At 42.4% G+C, this 14,996-nt stretch carries 13 protein-coding genes; all 13 read right to left on the bottom strand.

Going from position 1 to position 14,996, the window contains the following annotated elements; genetic code table 11:
• Window positions 1–15 precede the first annotated feature (15 nt).
• The 13 genes from ftsA to rsmH are packed head-to-tail and all read right to left on the bottom strand — an operon-like array spanning window position 16 to window position 14,990.
• Complete coding sequence (ftsA, locus tag HJP15_RS14895; RefSeq protein ID WP_054206634.1) at window positions 16–1,248, bottom strand: cell division protein FtsA; 1,233 nt, start codon at window positions 1,246–1,248, stop codon at window positions 16–18.
• Window positions 1,245–2,024 carry a cell division protein FtsQ/DivIB gene (locus HJP15_RS14890; protein WP_170174070.1) on the bottom strand — a complete coding sequence of 260 codons (780 nt, stop codon included), beginning with the start codon at window positions 2,022–2,024 and terminating at the stop codon, window positions 1,245–1,247. Before HJP15_RS14890 ends, ftsA begins: the two co-directional genes overlap by 4 nt.
• 1 nt (window position 2,025) lies before the next feature.
• The gene (locus HJP15_RS14885; RefSeq protein ID WP_054206636.1) at window positions 2,026–2,946 is read right to left on the bottom strand and encodes a D-alanine--D-alanine ligase; all 921 of its coding nucleotides are present in this window, start codon (window positions 2,944–2,946) and stop codon (window positions 2,026–2,028) included.
• On the bottom strand, window positions 2,943–4,352 hold the full coding sequence (gene murC, locus HJP15_RS14880; protein WP_054452929.1) for a UDP-N-acetylmuramate--L-alanine ligase: 1,410 nt from the start codon (window positions 4,350–4,352) through the stop codon (window positions 2,943–2,945). The genes HJP15_RS14885 and murC overlap by 4 nt, the downstream gene beginning before the upstream one ends.
• 50 nt (window positions 4,353–4,402) lie before the next feature.
• Window positions 4,403–5,485: an undecaprenyldiphospho-muramoylpentapeptide beta-N-acetylglucosaminyltransferase gene (murG, locus tag HJP15_RS14875; protein ID WP_170174069.1), complete on the bottom strand. Its 1,083-nt coding sequence runs from the start codon at window positions 5,483–5,485 to the stop codon at window positions 4,403–4,405.
• Window positions 5,482–6,657: a cell division protein FtsW gene (gene ftsW, locus HJP15_RS14870; RefSeq protein ID WP_054206638.1), complete on the bottom strand. Its 1,176-nt coding sequence runs from the start codon at window positions 6,655–6,657 to the stop codon at window positions 5,482–5,484. The genes murG and ftsW overlap by 4 nt, the downstream gene beginning before the upstream one ends.
• A complete protein-coding gene (gene murD, locus HJP15_RS14865) occupies window positions 6,654–7,979 on the bottom strand; it encodes a UDP-N-acetylmuramoyl-L-alanine--D-glutamate ligase (protein WP_170174068.1) in 1,326 nt (441 codons plus the stop codon). Before murD ends, ftsW begins: the two co-directional genes overlap by 4 nt.
• On the bottom strand, window positions 7,980–9,062 hold the full coding sequence (gene mraY, locus HJP15_RS14860) for a phospho-N-acetylmuramoyl-pentapeptide-transferase (RefSeq protein ID WP_170174067.1): 1,083 nt from the start codon (window positions 9,060–9,062) through the stop codon (window positions 7,980–7,982).
• Window positions 9,056–10,444 carry a UDP-N-acetylmuramoyl-tripeptide--D-alanyl-D-alanine ligase gene (locus tag HJP15_RS14855; RefSeq protein ID WP_169328081.1) on the bottom strand — a complete coding sequence of 463 codons (1,389 nt, stop codon included), beginning with the start codon at window positions 10,442–10,444 and terminating at the stop codon, window positions 9,056–9,058. Before HJP15_RS14855 ends, mraY begins: the two co-directional genes overlap by 7 nt.
• The gene (murE, locus tag HJP15_RS14850) at window positions 10,441–11,922 is read right to left on the bottom strand and encodes a UDP-N-acetylmuramoyl-L-alanyl-D-glutamate--2,6-diaminopimelate ligase (protein ID WP_169328087.1); all 1,482 of its coding nucleotides are present in this window, start codon (window positions 11,920–11,922) and stop codon (window positions 10,441–10,443) included. Before murE ends, HJP15_RS14855 begins: the two co-directional genes overlap by 4 nt.
• Complete coding sequence (locus HJP15_RS14845; protein WP_054206642.1) at window positions 11,915–13,732, bottom strand: penicillin-binding transpeptidase domain-containing protein; 1,818 nt, start codon at window positions 13,730–13,732, stop codon at window positions 11,915–11,917. The genes murE and HJP15_RS14845 overlap by 8 nt, the downstream gene beginning before the upstream one ends.
• On the bottom strand, window positions 13,729–14,055 hold the full coding sequence (ftsL, locus tag HJP15_RS14840; protein WP_054206643.1) for a cell division protein FtsL: 327 nt from the start codon (window positions 14,053–14,055) through the stop codon (window positions 13,729–13,731). The genes HJP15_RS14845 and ftsL overlap by 4 nt, the downstream gene beginning before the upstream one ends.
• Window positions 14,052–14,990 (bottom strand): 16S rRNA (cytosine(1402)-N(4))-methyltransferase RsmH, encoded by a 939-nt coding sequence (rsmH, locus tag HJP15_RS14835; protein WP_054206644.1) that lies wholly within the window; start codon window positions 14,988–14,990, stop codon window positions 14,052–14,054. The genes ftsL and rsmH overlap by 4 nt, the downstream gene beginning before the upstream one ends.
• Window positions 14,991–14,996 lie beyond the last annotated feature (6 nt).

The following is a 14,996-nucleotide window of genomic DNA, read 5'->3' as shown; positions in this document are numbered from 1 at the left end:
TCTCCGACTTGAGCATTAAAACTCGCCTTGAAACCACTTAGTTATGCGGCTCCACAAATTGTTATCACCTTCAGGTTTCGACTTTTGTGCATTCATCGATTGCATTGTGCGGCCGTACTGCAATAAACCAACCGCGGTTGCATATGAAGGGTCATCTACATAATCAGTCAAGCCAACTATCCCGATTGGCTTTCCTACTCTTACTGGCATTTGGAAGATATCTTCAGCTACTTCCATCGCGCCCGCCATTTTAGCACTACCGCCTGTAATGACGAGTCCTGCTGCAATTTGGTCTTCTAACCCTGAACGACGGATTTCTTCCATCGCCAGTTCAAATAATTCTCTAAAACGTGGCTCTACAACCTCAGATAAGGTGTGACGCGACATTAAACGCGCTGGCCGACCACCTACACTCGGTACTTCAATCGTATCTTCACTGCTGGCCATTTGGCTGCTCGCACACGCATATTGTACCTTGAGTGATTCAGCATGCGAAATCGGTGTACGAAATATTTTTGCAATATCACCCGTTACTTGATTTCCCGCAACGGGGATAACTGCAGAGTGACGCAGCGCACCATTAATATAAATAGTGATGTCCATTGTGCCACCACCAATATCCAATACAGCAACGCCTAGCTCTTTTTCGTCATCGGTTAATACTGAGTAACATGACGCTAAAGCAGTAAAAATGAGTTGATCAACTTCAAGCCCACAACGCTCTACACATTTCTCAATATTCTTTGCCATGTCATTAGAGCAGGTAATGATGTGAGCACGAGCTTCCATTCGTACGCCGCTCATACCTAAAGGATTTTTTATCCCTTCTTGCATATCAATACTGTATTCTTGTGGTAATGCATGCAACATTTTGCGTTCAGCTGAAATTGGTACTGAACGTGCAATATGAATAACATTATCAATGTCTTCGTCTGTCACTTCGGTATTATTAATTGCAACAACACCATTTTCATTTTGACACTGAATATGCTTTCCTGAAATCCCCAAGTAAACTGAACTAATACGGCAATCAGCCATTAATTCTGCTTCATCGATAGCCCGACGTATTGATTCAGACACTAAATTGAGATCGTTAACACCGCCTTTATCCATACCATGAGATACTTGGCTGCCAACCCCAACAATGCTGAGTTTGTTATCTGCGGTGATTTCACCAACCGTGGCCACCACTTTTGAGGTGCCAACGTCTAATCCTATCACGAGGTTTCTTTCTGCTGACTTAGTCATGCCTTACTCTTATTTTGTATTTGCTCTTCTTCCAGGAGCTTCCAGCTCACAGCAAGACCGGTATCATACCGTAAATCCACAACATCTACTTGTGCATCTGCACGTTTTTCCATGCGTGGGTAAATATCTATAAACCGTTGTACCCGTTTAGCTTTTTCTTTGCGCCCTAAATTAAGACGGATACCGTTTTCAAGCCATAACTGCCATGAAAAACGCTCTGACAAAGCTAAACTTGTTAACTTAAAATTATTTAATGTGAGCATTTCATCAAACTGTTTAAAGGCAACCCATGCTTCAAACTCACTACCTTCGGGGCCATACAGTTGCGGTAACTCAACACTGAGCTTTGAACTTGCAGCCTGAAATACTTCACCTTTTTGGTTAATGAGTAAATCACTATTCCAAATAGCCACGGCTTGATGCTCAACTACATATACTTGTAGTGTATCTGGCCATTGCTTACGTACTGATGCGGTTGCGACCCAAGGTAACTCTTGCACCAAATACTGTACATGCTTAACATCTAAATCAAAAAAACTCGATAAGTCAGCTTTTTTTATTGCGCCAATAATAGCTTTTTCATCGGTATATTCGGGTTCGCCTAATACCGTTAAGTGCTTTATTTGCGCATCTTTATTTTCTACCAGCCACTGCCTTACGCCACTCGTTATTTGCACTAAGCCAAATACAACGATTAAAAAAAAGCTAACACCAAAAATTAGCGACCAATTTAGTTGCTGTTTTAATTGTTGCGCTTTTTCTAAAAAGGCATGCATATTAAAGCGTTTGCTCCAAAATGCGAACAACTAATTGCTCAAAGCTTGCGCCGTTTGCTTTAGCCGCCATTGGCACCAATGATTTCTCAGTCATTCCGGGCACTGTATTCACTTCTAATAGGTAAAAATTACCATCCGCATCTTGCATGGCATCAACACGCCCCCAGCCACTGGCGCCCACTAATTCAAATGCAGCAAGTGCCATTGCCTGTAAATGCTCAGTATCACTAGCAGATAAATCTGCCGGACAGTGATATTGCGTCGTATTTGATTGATACTTTGCTTGATAATCATAAAAGCCATTTGGTGTGGTCATTTCAATTACCGGCTGTACGTCATCACCCAAGACTGTAATGGTAAATTCACGCCCTGTTATCCATTGCTCTACTAATACTTGGCTATCGAATTTAAATGCCTCAGCTAAAGCAGCATCCAGTTCTTGTGCATTGTTTGCTTGCGCCATACCAATACTAGAACCTTCATGTGATGGTTTAACCATTACTTTTTTTAGCTCATTCATTATCGCGGTTGTATCAAAGCCATGTTTGCTATCAACCACCGCGTAAGGTGCTGTGCTTAAGCCCGCTGATTTAAATAAGTGCTTACAGCGGATTTTATCCATTGCCAACGCTGATCCTAATACGTTACTGCCTGTATATGGCAACCCCATAAATTCAAGCGCGCCTTGAATAGTGCCGTCTTCACCACCGCGGCCATGTAGAGCAATAAATACACGTTCAATACCTAATTCTTTTAATTGCCACAAAGGCTGCTCTTTTGGGTCAAACGCAATAGCATCAACGCCCGCATTTTGTAATGCATTCAATACAGCCTGCCCTGATTTTAGTGATACTTCGCGCTCTGCTGAGTGACCACCTAACAACACGGCAACTTTGCCAAATTGCGTATTTAATTGCGTCATACTTTTACCTGTTTCAATTGCTCTATCGACAACGATGTTGCTGCGAGTGTTTTTACTAATTGGCCAATATTACCAGCGCCTTGCGTCAATACTAAGTCATTATCTTGTAATATGTTTGCTAATACACCCGCTAACTCCGAGCTGCTAGCAATATGCAATGGCTCTTTGCCTCTTTGGCGCAAACTACGACAAAGGCTTTTACTGTCAGCACCTATAATCGCCTCTTCGCCAGCGCTATATACATCTAAGAGTAGAAGCTGATCAACATCAGCCAATACTTTTACAAAGTCTTCATACAAATCACGCGTACGCGAAAAGCGATGTGGCTGATAAATCATGACTAGGCGTTTATCAGGCCAACCTTCTCGTACTGCGGCAATAGTGGCGGCCACTTCAGATGGATGATGACCATAATCGTCTACCAGCATCACATTACCACGCTCATTTTCAAACTCGCCATAGTGCTGAAAACGACGTCCGATGCCTTCAAACTGTTGTAAAGCTTCTAAAATTGCGTGATCGGCTATCTTTTGATCTTTTGATACTGCAATAGCGGCCGTTGCATTAAGTGCGTTATGTTTGCCTGGCATATTTAACTTCACGCTCAGCTCATCGCCTTGCTTATTACGCACTTTAAACTGACTTGTATTTGCTGTTTGGCTAAAGTCAGTCATACGGTAATCAGCATCAGCAGCCTCACCATAGGTGATCACAGGGCGACCAAAGCGCGGTATCAGCTCAGCAGCCACTTCAGAATCAATACAGACAACGGCAAGACCATAAAATGGTAAGTTATGAATGAAATCGACATAGGTGTCTTTCATTTTTTCCAAACTACCACCGTAGGTATCCATGTGATCTTCTTCTATATTTGTGATCACTGAAACCATTGGCTGTAAATGTAAAAATGATGCGTCACTTTCATCCGCTTCAGCGATTAAAAAATCACTTTTCCCCACTTTAGCATTGCTACCAGCACTGTTAAGCAAGCCACCAATAATAAACGTTGGATCAAGCCCTGCTTGGCCATATATACTGGCGATTAAACTCGTTGTTGTCGTTTTACCATGCGTACCAGCGATGGCAATACCATGGCGAAAACGCATAAGCTCAGCAAGCATTTCAGCGCGACGTACAACAGGTATACGCGCCGCTTTGGCCGCTATTATTTCTGGGTTTGTTTCGTCAATCGCACTTGAAACAACAACCACATTGGCATCTTTTATATTATTCTCGTGATGACCTATAAATACTTCGGCGCCAACTTTAATTAAGCGCTCAGTCATCGCACTGTGCGCAATATCAGAGCCCGTAATTCGGTACCCTTCAAATGCAAGCACTTCAGCAATACCACCCATGCCCGCGCCACCAATACCTATAAAGTGAATAGTATCGATTCGTCTCATGGCTGGACGATTAGTTTTTTGAGCGACGTTTGTCGATTTATTAAATTCGTTCACACAGTTCTCTTTTTATTTGTTACTTGCTCACAATGTTTGGCAACCTGCGCCGTCGCATTTAGCACAGCAAGACCTTTAGCGCGGCTTGCCATTTCATTAATTAACTCAGGCTCATTTAAATACGGGCTCAATAACAAGGCAAGTGCCTGTTGATTAAACTGCCCCTGCGGCATGAGTAATGCCGCATTGCCTTCAACTAAAAATTTTGCATTTGCGGTTTGGTGATCATCCACCGCATGAGGATAAGGCACAAACACCGCCATTTTACCTGCGGCAGCTATCTCGCTTACAGTTAACGCACCAGCACGACAAATAACAATATCAGCCCAACTATAAGCAGCATCCATATCATCTATAAATTCAGCTACTTTAACTTGCTCGGTACTCATTTTTTGCTCTGTGTATGCTTCACTTACAGCGCCTAAATGCCCTTTCCCAGTTTGATGCCAAACATTTATTTCACATACACTAGTAAGCTGCGCAAACGTTGTTGGTAGTGTGATGTTAAGTACCTGAGCACCTAATGACCCTCCTACCACCAGCATATTTATTGGGCTGCTAGCATTGCGAACTGGTACATGAGCAACGCTTTCGCGTACTGGGTTACCCACCACTTCACATGCACCTTTAGCAAACGCGCTCGGAAAGGCAGCCAACACCTTATTCGCAAATTTTGCTAGCCACTTATTACTCATTCCGGCCACCGCATTTTGCTCATGGATCACCAGCGGAATACCTAAACTTTTTGCCGCAATGCCGGTCGGTCCTGTTACATACCCCCCCATTGCTAACACAACATCAGGGCGCTGTTTTTTCAGCACTTTGCGCGCTTGTAAAATGGCATTAATAACCATAAAAGGCGCTTTAATTAACCGTACGAAGCCATTGCCACGTACGCCTTTGACATTTATAAAATCAATATCAATATTGTGCTTAGGGACTACTTGCGCTTCCATACGATCAGCGGTACCAATCCAGCTTACTTGCCAGCCTTGCTGTTTAAGGTAATCAGCCACAGCAATCCCTGGGAATATATGCCCTCCCGTACCACCAGCAACGACTACTAATTTTTTACTCATCGTTTACCTCCTCGGGATGTTGCTTGTTTGGTTGCCATTTTTGTTTCAAAATCTACTCGCAATAAAATTCCCGCTGCGATTGTCATAATTAATAAACTAGAGCCGCCATAAGAAACAAACGGTAAGGTGAGTCCTTTGGTTGGTAAAATACCCGCACTTGCGCCGACATTAACCATGGTTTGAAACGCAAACCAAATACCAATCGCAAACGCAAAGTAGCCTTCGTATTCTTTGCCACATTTTAATGCTTGTTGACCAATTAATAATGCTCTAAATACCAAGGTGCCGAACACCAATAAAATACTTAATACACCAACAAAACCGAGCTCTTCGCCAATCACTGCAAAAATAAAGTCATTATGTGCCTCAGGTAAATACTGCAACTTTTGAACGCTATTACCTAACCCTTGACCAAACCAACCACCTTGACCATATGCCATTAGCGATTGCACCAACTGATAGCCTTTACCAAACGGATCGTCCCATGGTTCTAAAAAGCCAACCACTCGCGCCATCCTATATGGCTCTACAATGATCAACAGCACGACTAAACCAATACCAGTTAAAATCAGTGCGAAAAACTGCCATAACTTAGCGCCAGCTAAAAATAATAAGCCAACGGTGGTAACAAACATCACCACCACAGTCCCGAGATCTGGCTGTAATAAAATTAATGCGGCATACACAGCAAACACTGCAATAGGTTTAGCAAAACCTTTGATGTTCTCTTGTACTTCAGCGCGTTTACGCACTAAATAACCCGCTATATAGCTAAAAAAGTACAACTTTGCAGCTTCAGCAACTTGAAAACCCACTGGCCCAATAGGGATCCATCGTTTGGCGCCATTTACTTCTCGCCCAACAATCAGCACCACAATCAATAACACCATACCCAATAATAGTAAGTATGGGTTAGAGCGTTTCCACCATGTCATAGGCACACAACACGTAATCCAAAAGAGCGCTAGACCCATAGCTAAAAACATACTATGGCGAATAATAATATGATACGGATTGTCAAATAGTCGCTCAGCGGCAGGCATTGAAGCACTTGTAACCATGACAAAGCCCAAACCAATTAACATAATCACACAATACAACAGTGGAGCATCATACAACTGTGCTGATTGCTTGGGAGTTAATGCATCACGAATATCAGCAAATGTTGTCATAGCGACACCCGCTTTACACATTCGCTAAAATGATCGCCGCGTTGCATGTAATTATTGTACATATCAATGCTGGCACAGGCTGGGGCAAGTAACACAATGTCTTGGGCAACAGCAAGTTGCTTAGCAAGCTCAACTGCTTGTTCCATATTTTGCGTTAAATGGCTTTTGTTTGTTAGCGCTGCTAGTGCATTGGCATCTTTACCAAAACAAATAAGCGCTTTTACTTGCGCTTGTAAATACGGTTTTAAGCTATTGAGATCTGCGCCTTTAGCATCCCCTCCAGCAATCACAATTAGCTGCTTAGCTTGATCTGATAAACTATCTATTGCTGCGATAGTTGCACCGACGTTCGTTGCTTTAGAGTCATTAAAATATTTAACTCCTGCAAGTTCTGCTACAAATTGGCAGCGATGAGCCAAGCCATTAAATTGGCTAAAAGCTTCATGGTAGGCAGTTTTACTAATCGAAAATGGGCTTAATAATGCCATTACTGATAAAGCATTTAAGTGATTATGACGCCCAACTACCTTTAAACTATCTACAGGTAATAACGCTTGCTGCATTGCACTAAACTGGGCGCAACCGTCTTTGTAGGTAATCGAGTAATCAGCATCACTAATACCAAAACTCAACAGTGGTTGCTGTGTGGTATGTGTTGCACTATCAGCGGCATTTACCACTGCAAGTTCTGTATGTCGGTAAATTGTTAGTTTTGAGTCAATATAAGCGTGATAATCAGCATAACGATCTAGGTGATCTTCAGATATATTCAGTACTGTTGCACTCGTTGATTTTAAACTGTGCGTAGTGTCTAGTTGAAAACTCGAGAGCTCTAATACATACACATCAAAGTCAGCACTGAGTAAATCCAGTACGGCAGTTCCAATATTTCCACCTAAACCAACTTTGTACCCTGCAGCTTTAAGTACTTCATAAGCCAAGGTAACAACGGTTGATTTACCATTAGAGCCTGTCACCGCTACAACGGGTTTTGTATTTAAGCGGGCAAACAGTTCAACATCACCAATCACTTCTACGCCCGCAGCCATTGCGGCGACAACTGCGGGTGTCGTCAAACTCAAACCAGGGCTAATGATGATTATATCAGTGCTATTTAGATTTGCAGTTGCCAAGTCACCAAAGTGAGTTTCTAAATTAGGCGCATGCTGTTTAAGCCAATCAGCGCCAGGTGGACAACTGCGACTATCAACAATATAAGGAGTAAAAGCATGAGACATTAAAAAACGCACAATGCCCAGACCGGTAACACCGAGTCCGAGCACTGTTATATGTTTGTTTTTTATCTCGTTTAAATACGTCATTTACCTAATCTTTAATGTAACTAGACCCGCTAACACGAGCACGATCGAAATAATCCAAAAACGTACGATAACACGAGGCTCTGGCCACCCTTTTAATTCATAGTGATGATGGATTGGCGCCATTCTAAAAATCCGCTGGCCACGTAACTTATAGGAACCAACTTGCAAAATAACCGACAAGGCTTCCATTACAAATACTCCGCCCATTATCACTAATACCAATTCTTGACGGACTAATACCGCAATAATTCCCAGCGCTCCACCTAAAGCAAGAGATCCTACATCACCCATAAATACTTGCGCTGGATAAGTGTTAAACCATAAAAAACCAAGCCCTGCCCCGACGATCGCAGTACATACCACAACTAACTCACTGGCTAATGGTAAGTGTGGAATGTGTAAATAAGCTGAGAAGTTTACGTTACCGGTTAAATAAGCAATGATTGCCAATGCCGCAGCCACTAAAATTGTTGGTACAATCGCTAAACCATCTAAACCATCGGTAAGGTTTACCGCATTAGATGTTCCAACAACGACAAAATACGTCATTACGATGTAAAACAAACCCAGTTGCGGTAATACATCTTTAAAAAATGGCACAACTAACGATGTTTCATTTGCATGATTTGCTGTAAAAAACAAAGCGCAAGCAACAACCAATGCAATTACTGACTGCCAAAAGTATTTCCATCTGGCAATCAAGCCTTTTGGATCTTTGCGGATCACTTTACGATAATCATCAACAAAACCCACCAGACCCAACGAACCAATCACAAATAATGTAGCCCACACATACTTATTGGATAAATCTGCCCATAATAATGTACTGGTAAAAATAGACGCTAAAATTAATAGGCCACCCATTGTAGGTGTGCCCTTTTTAGATAAATGCGACTCTGGGCCGTCATTTCTGACAACTTGGCCTATTTGCATTCTTTGCAAAGCGCGGATCAGTTTAGGACCAAAATATAATGAGATTAATAACGCCGTTAAAATACCAAATACAGCGCGTACAGTAAGGTATGAAAATACATTAAATGCACTGTAATATTGGGTTAAATACTCTGCCAGCCAAACTAACATTCAGATACTCCATTGTGGCCACTTTGCTGGCTATTAACTAAATCTTGTACAAGTAATTCCATTCGAGAACTGCGCGATCCTTTTACGACTATGGTGGTTTTTTGTGATGTGTTAGCTAAGCCAGCTTGCAATTGTAGTAGGAGTTGATCACGGCTTGAAAAATGACGATTCGGTTTTTCAAATTCATCACTCGCATATTTGCTCAGTACACCAAGAGTATAGAGTTCATCAATACCTTTTTGCTTAGCATACTCGCCGACTTGTTGATGATACATACGAGCGTCTTCACCAAGCTCACCCATATCACCAAATGCTAAAATACGTTGACCTTGTATATCGCTCAATAAATCGATTGCTGCTTTTACCGATTGCACATTCGCATTGTACGTGTCATCAATGACGGTTAATGTATCGCTAACTTTTATGATATTGACACGCCCTTTAACTTCTCCCATTGAGCCAAGCGCAGCTGCAATATTTTCAAAGCTAACTCCAAACTCACTGGTAAGTGCTGTAGCAATCAATGCGTTTGCAACGTTATGTCGCCCAGGTAAAGCAAGCTTTACTGGTACTCGTTTTTCTTTAGTGCAAATAAAGAAAGAGGCGTGAGCCTGCTCATCTAAGCTGATATCCTCAGCCCAGATATCCAGCTTTTCACTACTTGAAAAGCACTTAATATTGCGTCCTTGTAATTTATTAAGCCAACGGTCACTAAATTCACTGTCGCAATTAACAATGGCTACGCCGTGCTCTTTCAAACCATCGTAAATTTCACCTTTAGCAGTGGCAACGCCCTCCAATGAACCAAACCCTTCAATATGTGCAGCAGCCACATTGCACACCACAGCCACATCCGGTTTAGTCATCGCCGCAGTATAGGCAATCTCACCGATGTGATTGGCGCCAAGCTCAATAACGGCGTATTGATGATGAGGCTCCAAACGTAATAAAGTCAGAGGTACGCCAATATCGTTGTTAAAATTACCTTTTGTTGCAAGCACGTCACCATGAGAGGCTAAAATAGCAGCACACATTTCTTTTACAGTAGTTTTGCCAACACTGCCTGTAATTGCAATTGTTTTTGGTGCAACGCTAGCCATTACCGCTGAGCCAATTTCACCCAAAGCAATTCGTGTATCTGCCACTACAAACTGAGGCAAATCACATTCAATAGCATGATCGACAATAGCTGCGATAGCGCCTTTTTCTTTTGCTTGCTGAATAAATTTATGGCCATCGAAATTAGGCCCTTTTAATGCTAAAAACACCTCACCATCACATACTGTGCGGGTATCCGTGTTAATATTTATAATCGTTTGATTACCACCTTGGTAATCGGTTGCCAGCACATTTGCTAGCCAATCAAAATCCATAGGGATCATAACTGCGATCCTCTTCGTTGTTGTTCTTTTAGATGTTGTTGTACAAACTTACGATCACAAAAATCAAGGCGCTGAGTACCGACAATTTGATAGTCTTCATGCCCCTTACCTGCAATCAAGATCACTTCACTTGGCTGTGCATTATCAATCGCATAAGCAATAGCTGCCGCGCGATCAGCTTCTAAATGAATAGCCTTGCCCTGTGTAAACCCTACTGCTACATCGTTAATGATCTGCCACGGATCTTCGCTGCGTGGGTTATCACTGGTCACAATAACCTTATTAGCATGTTGCTCTGCCGCGTGGGCCATCATAGGGCGCTTACCTTTATCTCGGTCACCACCACAACCAAAAACACAGCTCACACCACCCGGAACATGTTGTTGTAATGCTTGTAGTGCAAGAGCTAATGCATCTGGTGTATGTGCATAATCAACAATACAGGTTGGTTGGTTAGGTGCACTAAACGCCTGCATACGCCCAGCAACAGGCTGTAAACTTACACACCCAGCAGCAAGTCTATCCAGCGGATACCCTAAACCTAGCAGCGTCGCAATCGCGGCCGCTAAATTATATAAGTTAAATTCACCAAAGAGCGGGCTATTAATTGAGATATCCCCCCAACTTGTTGTTAATTTAGCTGAAATACCTTCTTTATGGTAACTAACATCAGTAAAGTACACATATTTAGCACCTGTAGGAACAAGCCCTTTTCGCCCATAACATACTAGGTTGGTAAAATCGTATTCCTTTAGCCAATGTTGAACCTGACTATCATCTTGATTGAGTACCACTAACTGCGCGTTAAAATCACGTAAAAGCATTAGCTTTGCAGCAGCGTAGCTTGCCATATCACCATGGTAATCTAAGTGATCACGTGACAAATTAGTAAATACCGCAGCTTTAAATGTTGTTTTTGCAACACGCTGCTGTACTAAACCATGCGATGATACTTCCATGGCAACTAACGTGTTTTTCTGTGTAATAAGTTCAGATAAAATTCTCTGTAAATCAACACACGATGGCGTGGTATTAATCAGTGGCGTTAGCTGTTCAGGTTGGCCATAACCCAAAGTGCCAATAATCGCCGACGCGGTATCGCAATAATTAGCTAAGTGAGCAATCATTGCTGTAGTCGTCGACTTCCCGTTTGTACCTGTTACACCAATTAACTCAAGCTGCTTACTTGGCCGCTGGTAAAAATGACTCGCTAATGCTGGTAATTTTTTATCTAAATCAGAGACCAAGTACAACGGCTCAAAGTCACTCTCAAATTCACACAAGCGATCCGCTATAACTGCTGCCGCACCATTTTCAATTGCTTTTTGTATAAACTGACCACCATCTAATTCATGGCCTTTAATTGCAACAAATACATCACCTGGCTTTACATCTCGGCTGTCCAAGCGTAACTCGTTCACTAATAAGCTACTGGCCGCTATCTCTAAGTGCTTTAAAATTGTTTGTAAATCACGCATCATCATCTTTGCCTTTGACGTAAGCAACCGAGCCTTTATCGGGAGCCACGTTTAAAATTCTTAACGCGTTAGAGATAATTTCTGCAAATGCAGGGCCTGCTGTCGCACCACCATAATAAACATCTCCACCGGGCTCATTGATCATTACCACCACAGCTAAACGCGGATTACTCGCCGGTGCTATGCCTGCAAAATAGCCAACATATTCGTCACCATAACCACCTGCAGCGGCTTTTTTAGAAGTACCCGTTTTACCCGCTGCACGATAACCATCTACTTTAATACGGCTGGCGGTTCCGCCCTCTTCAAAAACGCTTTCCATCATATTCACAACGGCTTCAACATCTTGTTGTTGAAATACACGCTCACCCTCAGGAACTGAGTCTTGCTTTAAAACGGTGAGCGGTCGATTCACACCACCAGCACCTAACATTGCATAAAAGCGTGCCATTTGAGCCGTACTAACAGCAATATTATAACCAAATGATAATGCTGCAATTTCATGATCAGACCAGCGACGATTTGGATAAAATAAACCGCTGCTTTCACCAACCATCCCAGTGCCCGAATCAGTCCCAAAACCCACTTTTTGATATAAACCAACAAAGTAGTCTTTCGGTAGTTCTTGGCTAATTTTTGTCACGCCCATATTACTGGAGTACTTTAAGACCTCTCGCAGGCTCATTTCGCCATGATTACGGGTATCTGTAACTAAGCTACCTCCCAATCGCATCCAACCTGGAAAAGTATCAACTTTATCACCAGCTTGAATTGTGCCGTAGTCTAATCCAGCCAAAATGGCTAGAGGCTTAACGGTTGAGCCTGGTTCGAACAAATCTGTAATAGCACGATTACGGCGTTTATGAGGGGCGGCATCATTAAGGTTGTTTGGGTTAAAAGACGGGCTGTTAACCATCGCTAATACTTCGCCGGTTTTAACATCTACCACCATCGCTGAGCCTGAGCTCGCTTTGTATGTCAATACCGCTGACTTAAGGGCTTTGTAGGCAATAGCTTGAATACGCTGATCAATACTTAATTGGATATTTTCAGGCTCAACGCGCTCACGCTCATCAAGCACTTCTACTTCACGTCCTTGAGCATCTTTACGAATAGTCCGGCGGCCTTCTTCGCCAGTCAGCGCATTTTCATAAAGTTTTTCAATACCTTCAATGCCTTTACCATCAATGTTAGTAAAGCCTAAAACATGGGCGGTTACTTCACCTGCAGGGTAATAGCGTTTTGATTCATCTAATAAATGAATACCTGGCAAGCGTAAGTCACCAATGTAATTTGCAACCGCTGGCGTTACTTGGCGTTTTAAATAAACAAAACGCCGAGTTGCATCATCACGTAATCGGCTTGTTATTTTTTTCGGCTCAATACGTAAAACATCTGCAAGCTCACGCCATCGTAAATCGTTTTTATAATAAAGCGCGACTCGCTGTTGTAGTAACGGTTTGTTCTTAGCAAGGGCTTTGTGATCTTCACCCTCTTTTTTAGCTTGTTTAAGTACTTTTGCAACCAAAGATTTATGTAATGCTTTAGGATCTGCGTATACACTCACAACAGGTACACTCACAGCAAGTTCTTTACCATGGCGGTCAAAAATCATGCCTCGCTGTACATGTAACTTCTCAACACGCACAGTTCGTTTGTTGCTCTCAGAGCGAGCTTTGTCTGGCTCAATAACTTGTAGATACGCAGCACGAGAAACTAAGGTTACAAATACCAACAGCACCACAGAGCACACCAGCATAAAACGCCATGTGCTCAATGTATTCGCTGGTTTTTTTCCTCTATTTCTCATGGCAGTATAATCACCTGTTCATCTTGGCTGGTTGGCCGTTTCATTTCTAATTGCATTGTGGCAATTTCTTCAATGCGCACATGCTGTGAATAAAACTCTTCTTCAACTAATAGATAACGCCACTCTAAATCAAGCTCATCTCGTTCCTGCAAGAGCTGATCTTGTTTAATCAGTTCTTGGCGTGCTAAATAAGTGCTTTGTACGACGCTCAAACTTGAAGCGAATATCAAAACCAACAAGGCCGAGGTTAGCTTATTCGCTCCTAGGCCTTTGATTATTTCTAAAAATAAGTTGGGTTGTCGATGATTCGCTTTAGCCTTCATCCCAATCTCTGTGCCACCCTAAGTACTGAGCTGCGTGAGCGTGTATTACGTTCAACTTCAGCGGCACTTGGTTTTATCGCCTTACCTACTGCTTTTAACGTCAGGTTTTTATTTATTTGTGCGTCTGTTAAAGGCAGACCTCTAGGTAATGCTTCTCCCTTACTCTGTTTTCTAATAAATTGTTTTACAATACGATCTTCTAAAGAATGAAATGAAATAACCACTAAACGTCCACCCGGTTTAAGCACTTTAACCGCAGACTGTAATGCTGTTTGAATTTCTTCCAATTCACTATTGATGTAAATTCGAATTGCTTGGAAAGTACGCGTAGCGGGATGTTTAAACTTATCTTTTACAGGCACTGCCTCATCAACTAAATCAGCTAACTGCTTAGTCGTCGTAATCGGTGTGTGTTCACGTGTTTCAAGTATTTTGTGTGCTATGCGTTTACCAAATTTCTCTTCGCCCAGCTTTTTTATCACATGAGTAATGTCGTCTAATTCAGCCTCAGCTAACCACTGTGCTGCGCTGCGACCTGAGGTAGGATCCATTCGCATATCTAAAGGTCCATCTTTCATAAAGCTAAAGCCACGCTCAGCATCATCAAGTTGCGGAGATGACACGCCGATGTCTAATAAAATACCATCAACTTTACCAATGAGATCGTTTTGCTCCGCTACTTCGTATAACTTAGAGAATCGGGTGTGAGCAATGGCAAAGCGCTTATCATCTGCAAATTTTTCTGCTGATTTGATCGCTTGTGGATCTTGATCAATTGCCTGCAGTCGGCCAGTCTCACCAAGGCGCGCCAAGATTTGTCCAGAATGTCCGCCGCGGCCAAATGTACCATCCATATAAATACCGTCTGGCTTAATTGCTAGACCCTCGATGGTTTCGTCCATTAATACGGAAATGTGTTCAAATTGCGCTGTCATTAGCTA

Origin of the sequence: Pseudoalteromonas sp. NEC-BIFX-2020_002 (assembly GCF_013002825.1) — a bacterium.
Taxonomy (GTDB): domain Bacteria; phylum Pseudomonadota; class Gammaproteobacteria; order Enterobacterales; family Alteromonadaceae; genus Pseudoalteromonas; species Pseudoalteromonas neustonica.
Note: the sequence above shows the minus strand (reverse complement) of the source record. Positions and strands in the feature narration are given on the sequence as shown.

What these genes read in the sequence shown, in the direction of transcription:
- ftsA (WP_054206634.1), bottom strand. Translation starts at nt 1,248, where the DNA reads ATGACTAAGTCAGCAGAAAGAAACCTCGTGATAGGATTAGACGTTGGC.
- HJP15_RS14890 (WP_170174070.1), bottom strand. Translation starts at nt 2,024, where the DNA reads ATGCATGCCTTTTTAGAAAAAGCGCAACAATTAAAACAGCAACTAAAT.
- HJP15_RS14885 (WP_054206636.1), bottom strand. Translation starts at nt 2,946, where the DNA reads ATGACGCAATTAAATACGCAATTTGGCAAAGTTGCCGTGTTGTTAGGT.
- murC (WP_054452929.1), bottom strand. Translation starts at nt 4,352, where the DNA reads ATGAGACGAATCGATACTATTCACTTTATAGGTATTGGTGGCGCGGGC.
- murG (WP_170174069.1), bottom strand. Translation starts at nt 5,485, where the DNA reads ATGAGTAAAAAATTAGTAGTCGTTGCTGGTGGTACGGGAGGGCATATA.
- ftsW (WP_054206638.1), bottom strand. Translation starts at nt 6,657, where the DNA reads ATGACAACATTTGCTGATATTCGTGATGCATTAACTCCCAAGCAATCA.
- murD (WP_170174068.1), bottom strand. Translation starts at nt 7,979, where the DNA reads ATGACGTATTTAAACGAGATAAAAAACAAACATATAACAGTGCTCGGA.
- mraY (WP_170174067.1), bottom strand. Translation starts at nt 9,062, where the DNA reads ATGTTAGTTTGGCTGGCAGAGTATTTAACCCAATATTACAGTGCATTT.
- HJP15_RS14855 (WP_169328081.1), bottom strand. Translation starts at nt 10,444, where the DNA reads ATGATCCCTATGGATTTTGATTGGCTAGCAAATGTGCTGGCAACCGAT.
- murE (WP_169328087.1), bottom strand. Translation starts at nt 11,922, where the DNA reads ATGCGTGATTTACAAACAATTTTAAAGCACTTAGAGATAGCGGCCAGT.
- HJP15_RS14845 (WP_054206642.1), bottom strand. Translation starts at nt 13,732, where the DNA reads ATGAGAAATAGAGGAAAAAAACCAGCGAATACATTGAGCACATGGCGT.
- ftsL (WP_054206643.1), bottom strand. Translation starts at nt 14,055, where the DNA reads ATGAAGGCTAAAGCGAATCATCGACAACCCAACTTATTTTTAGAAATA.
- rsmH (WP_054206644.1), bottom strand. Translation starts at nt 14,990, where the DNA reads ATGACAGCGCAATTTGAACACATTTCCGTATTAATGGACGAAACCATC.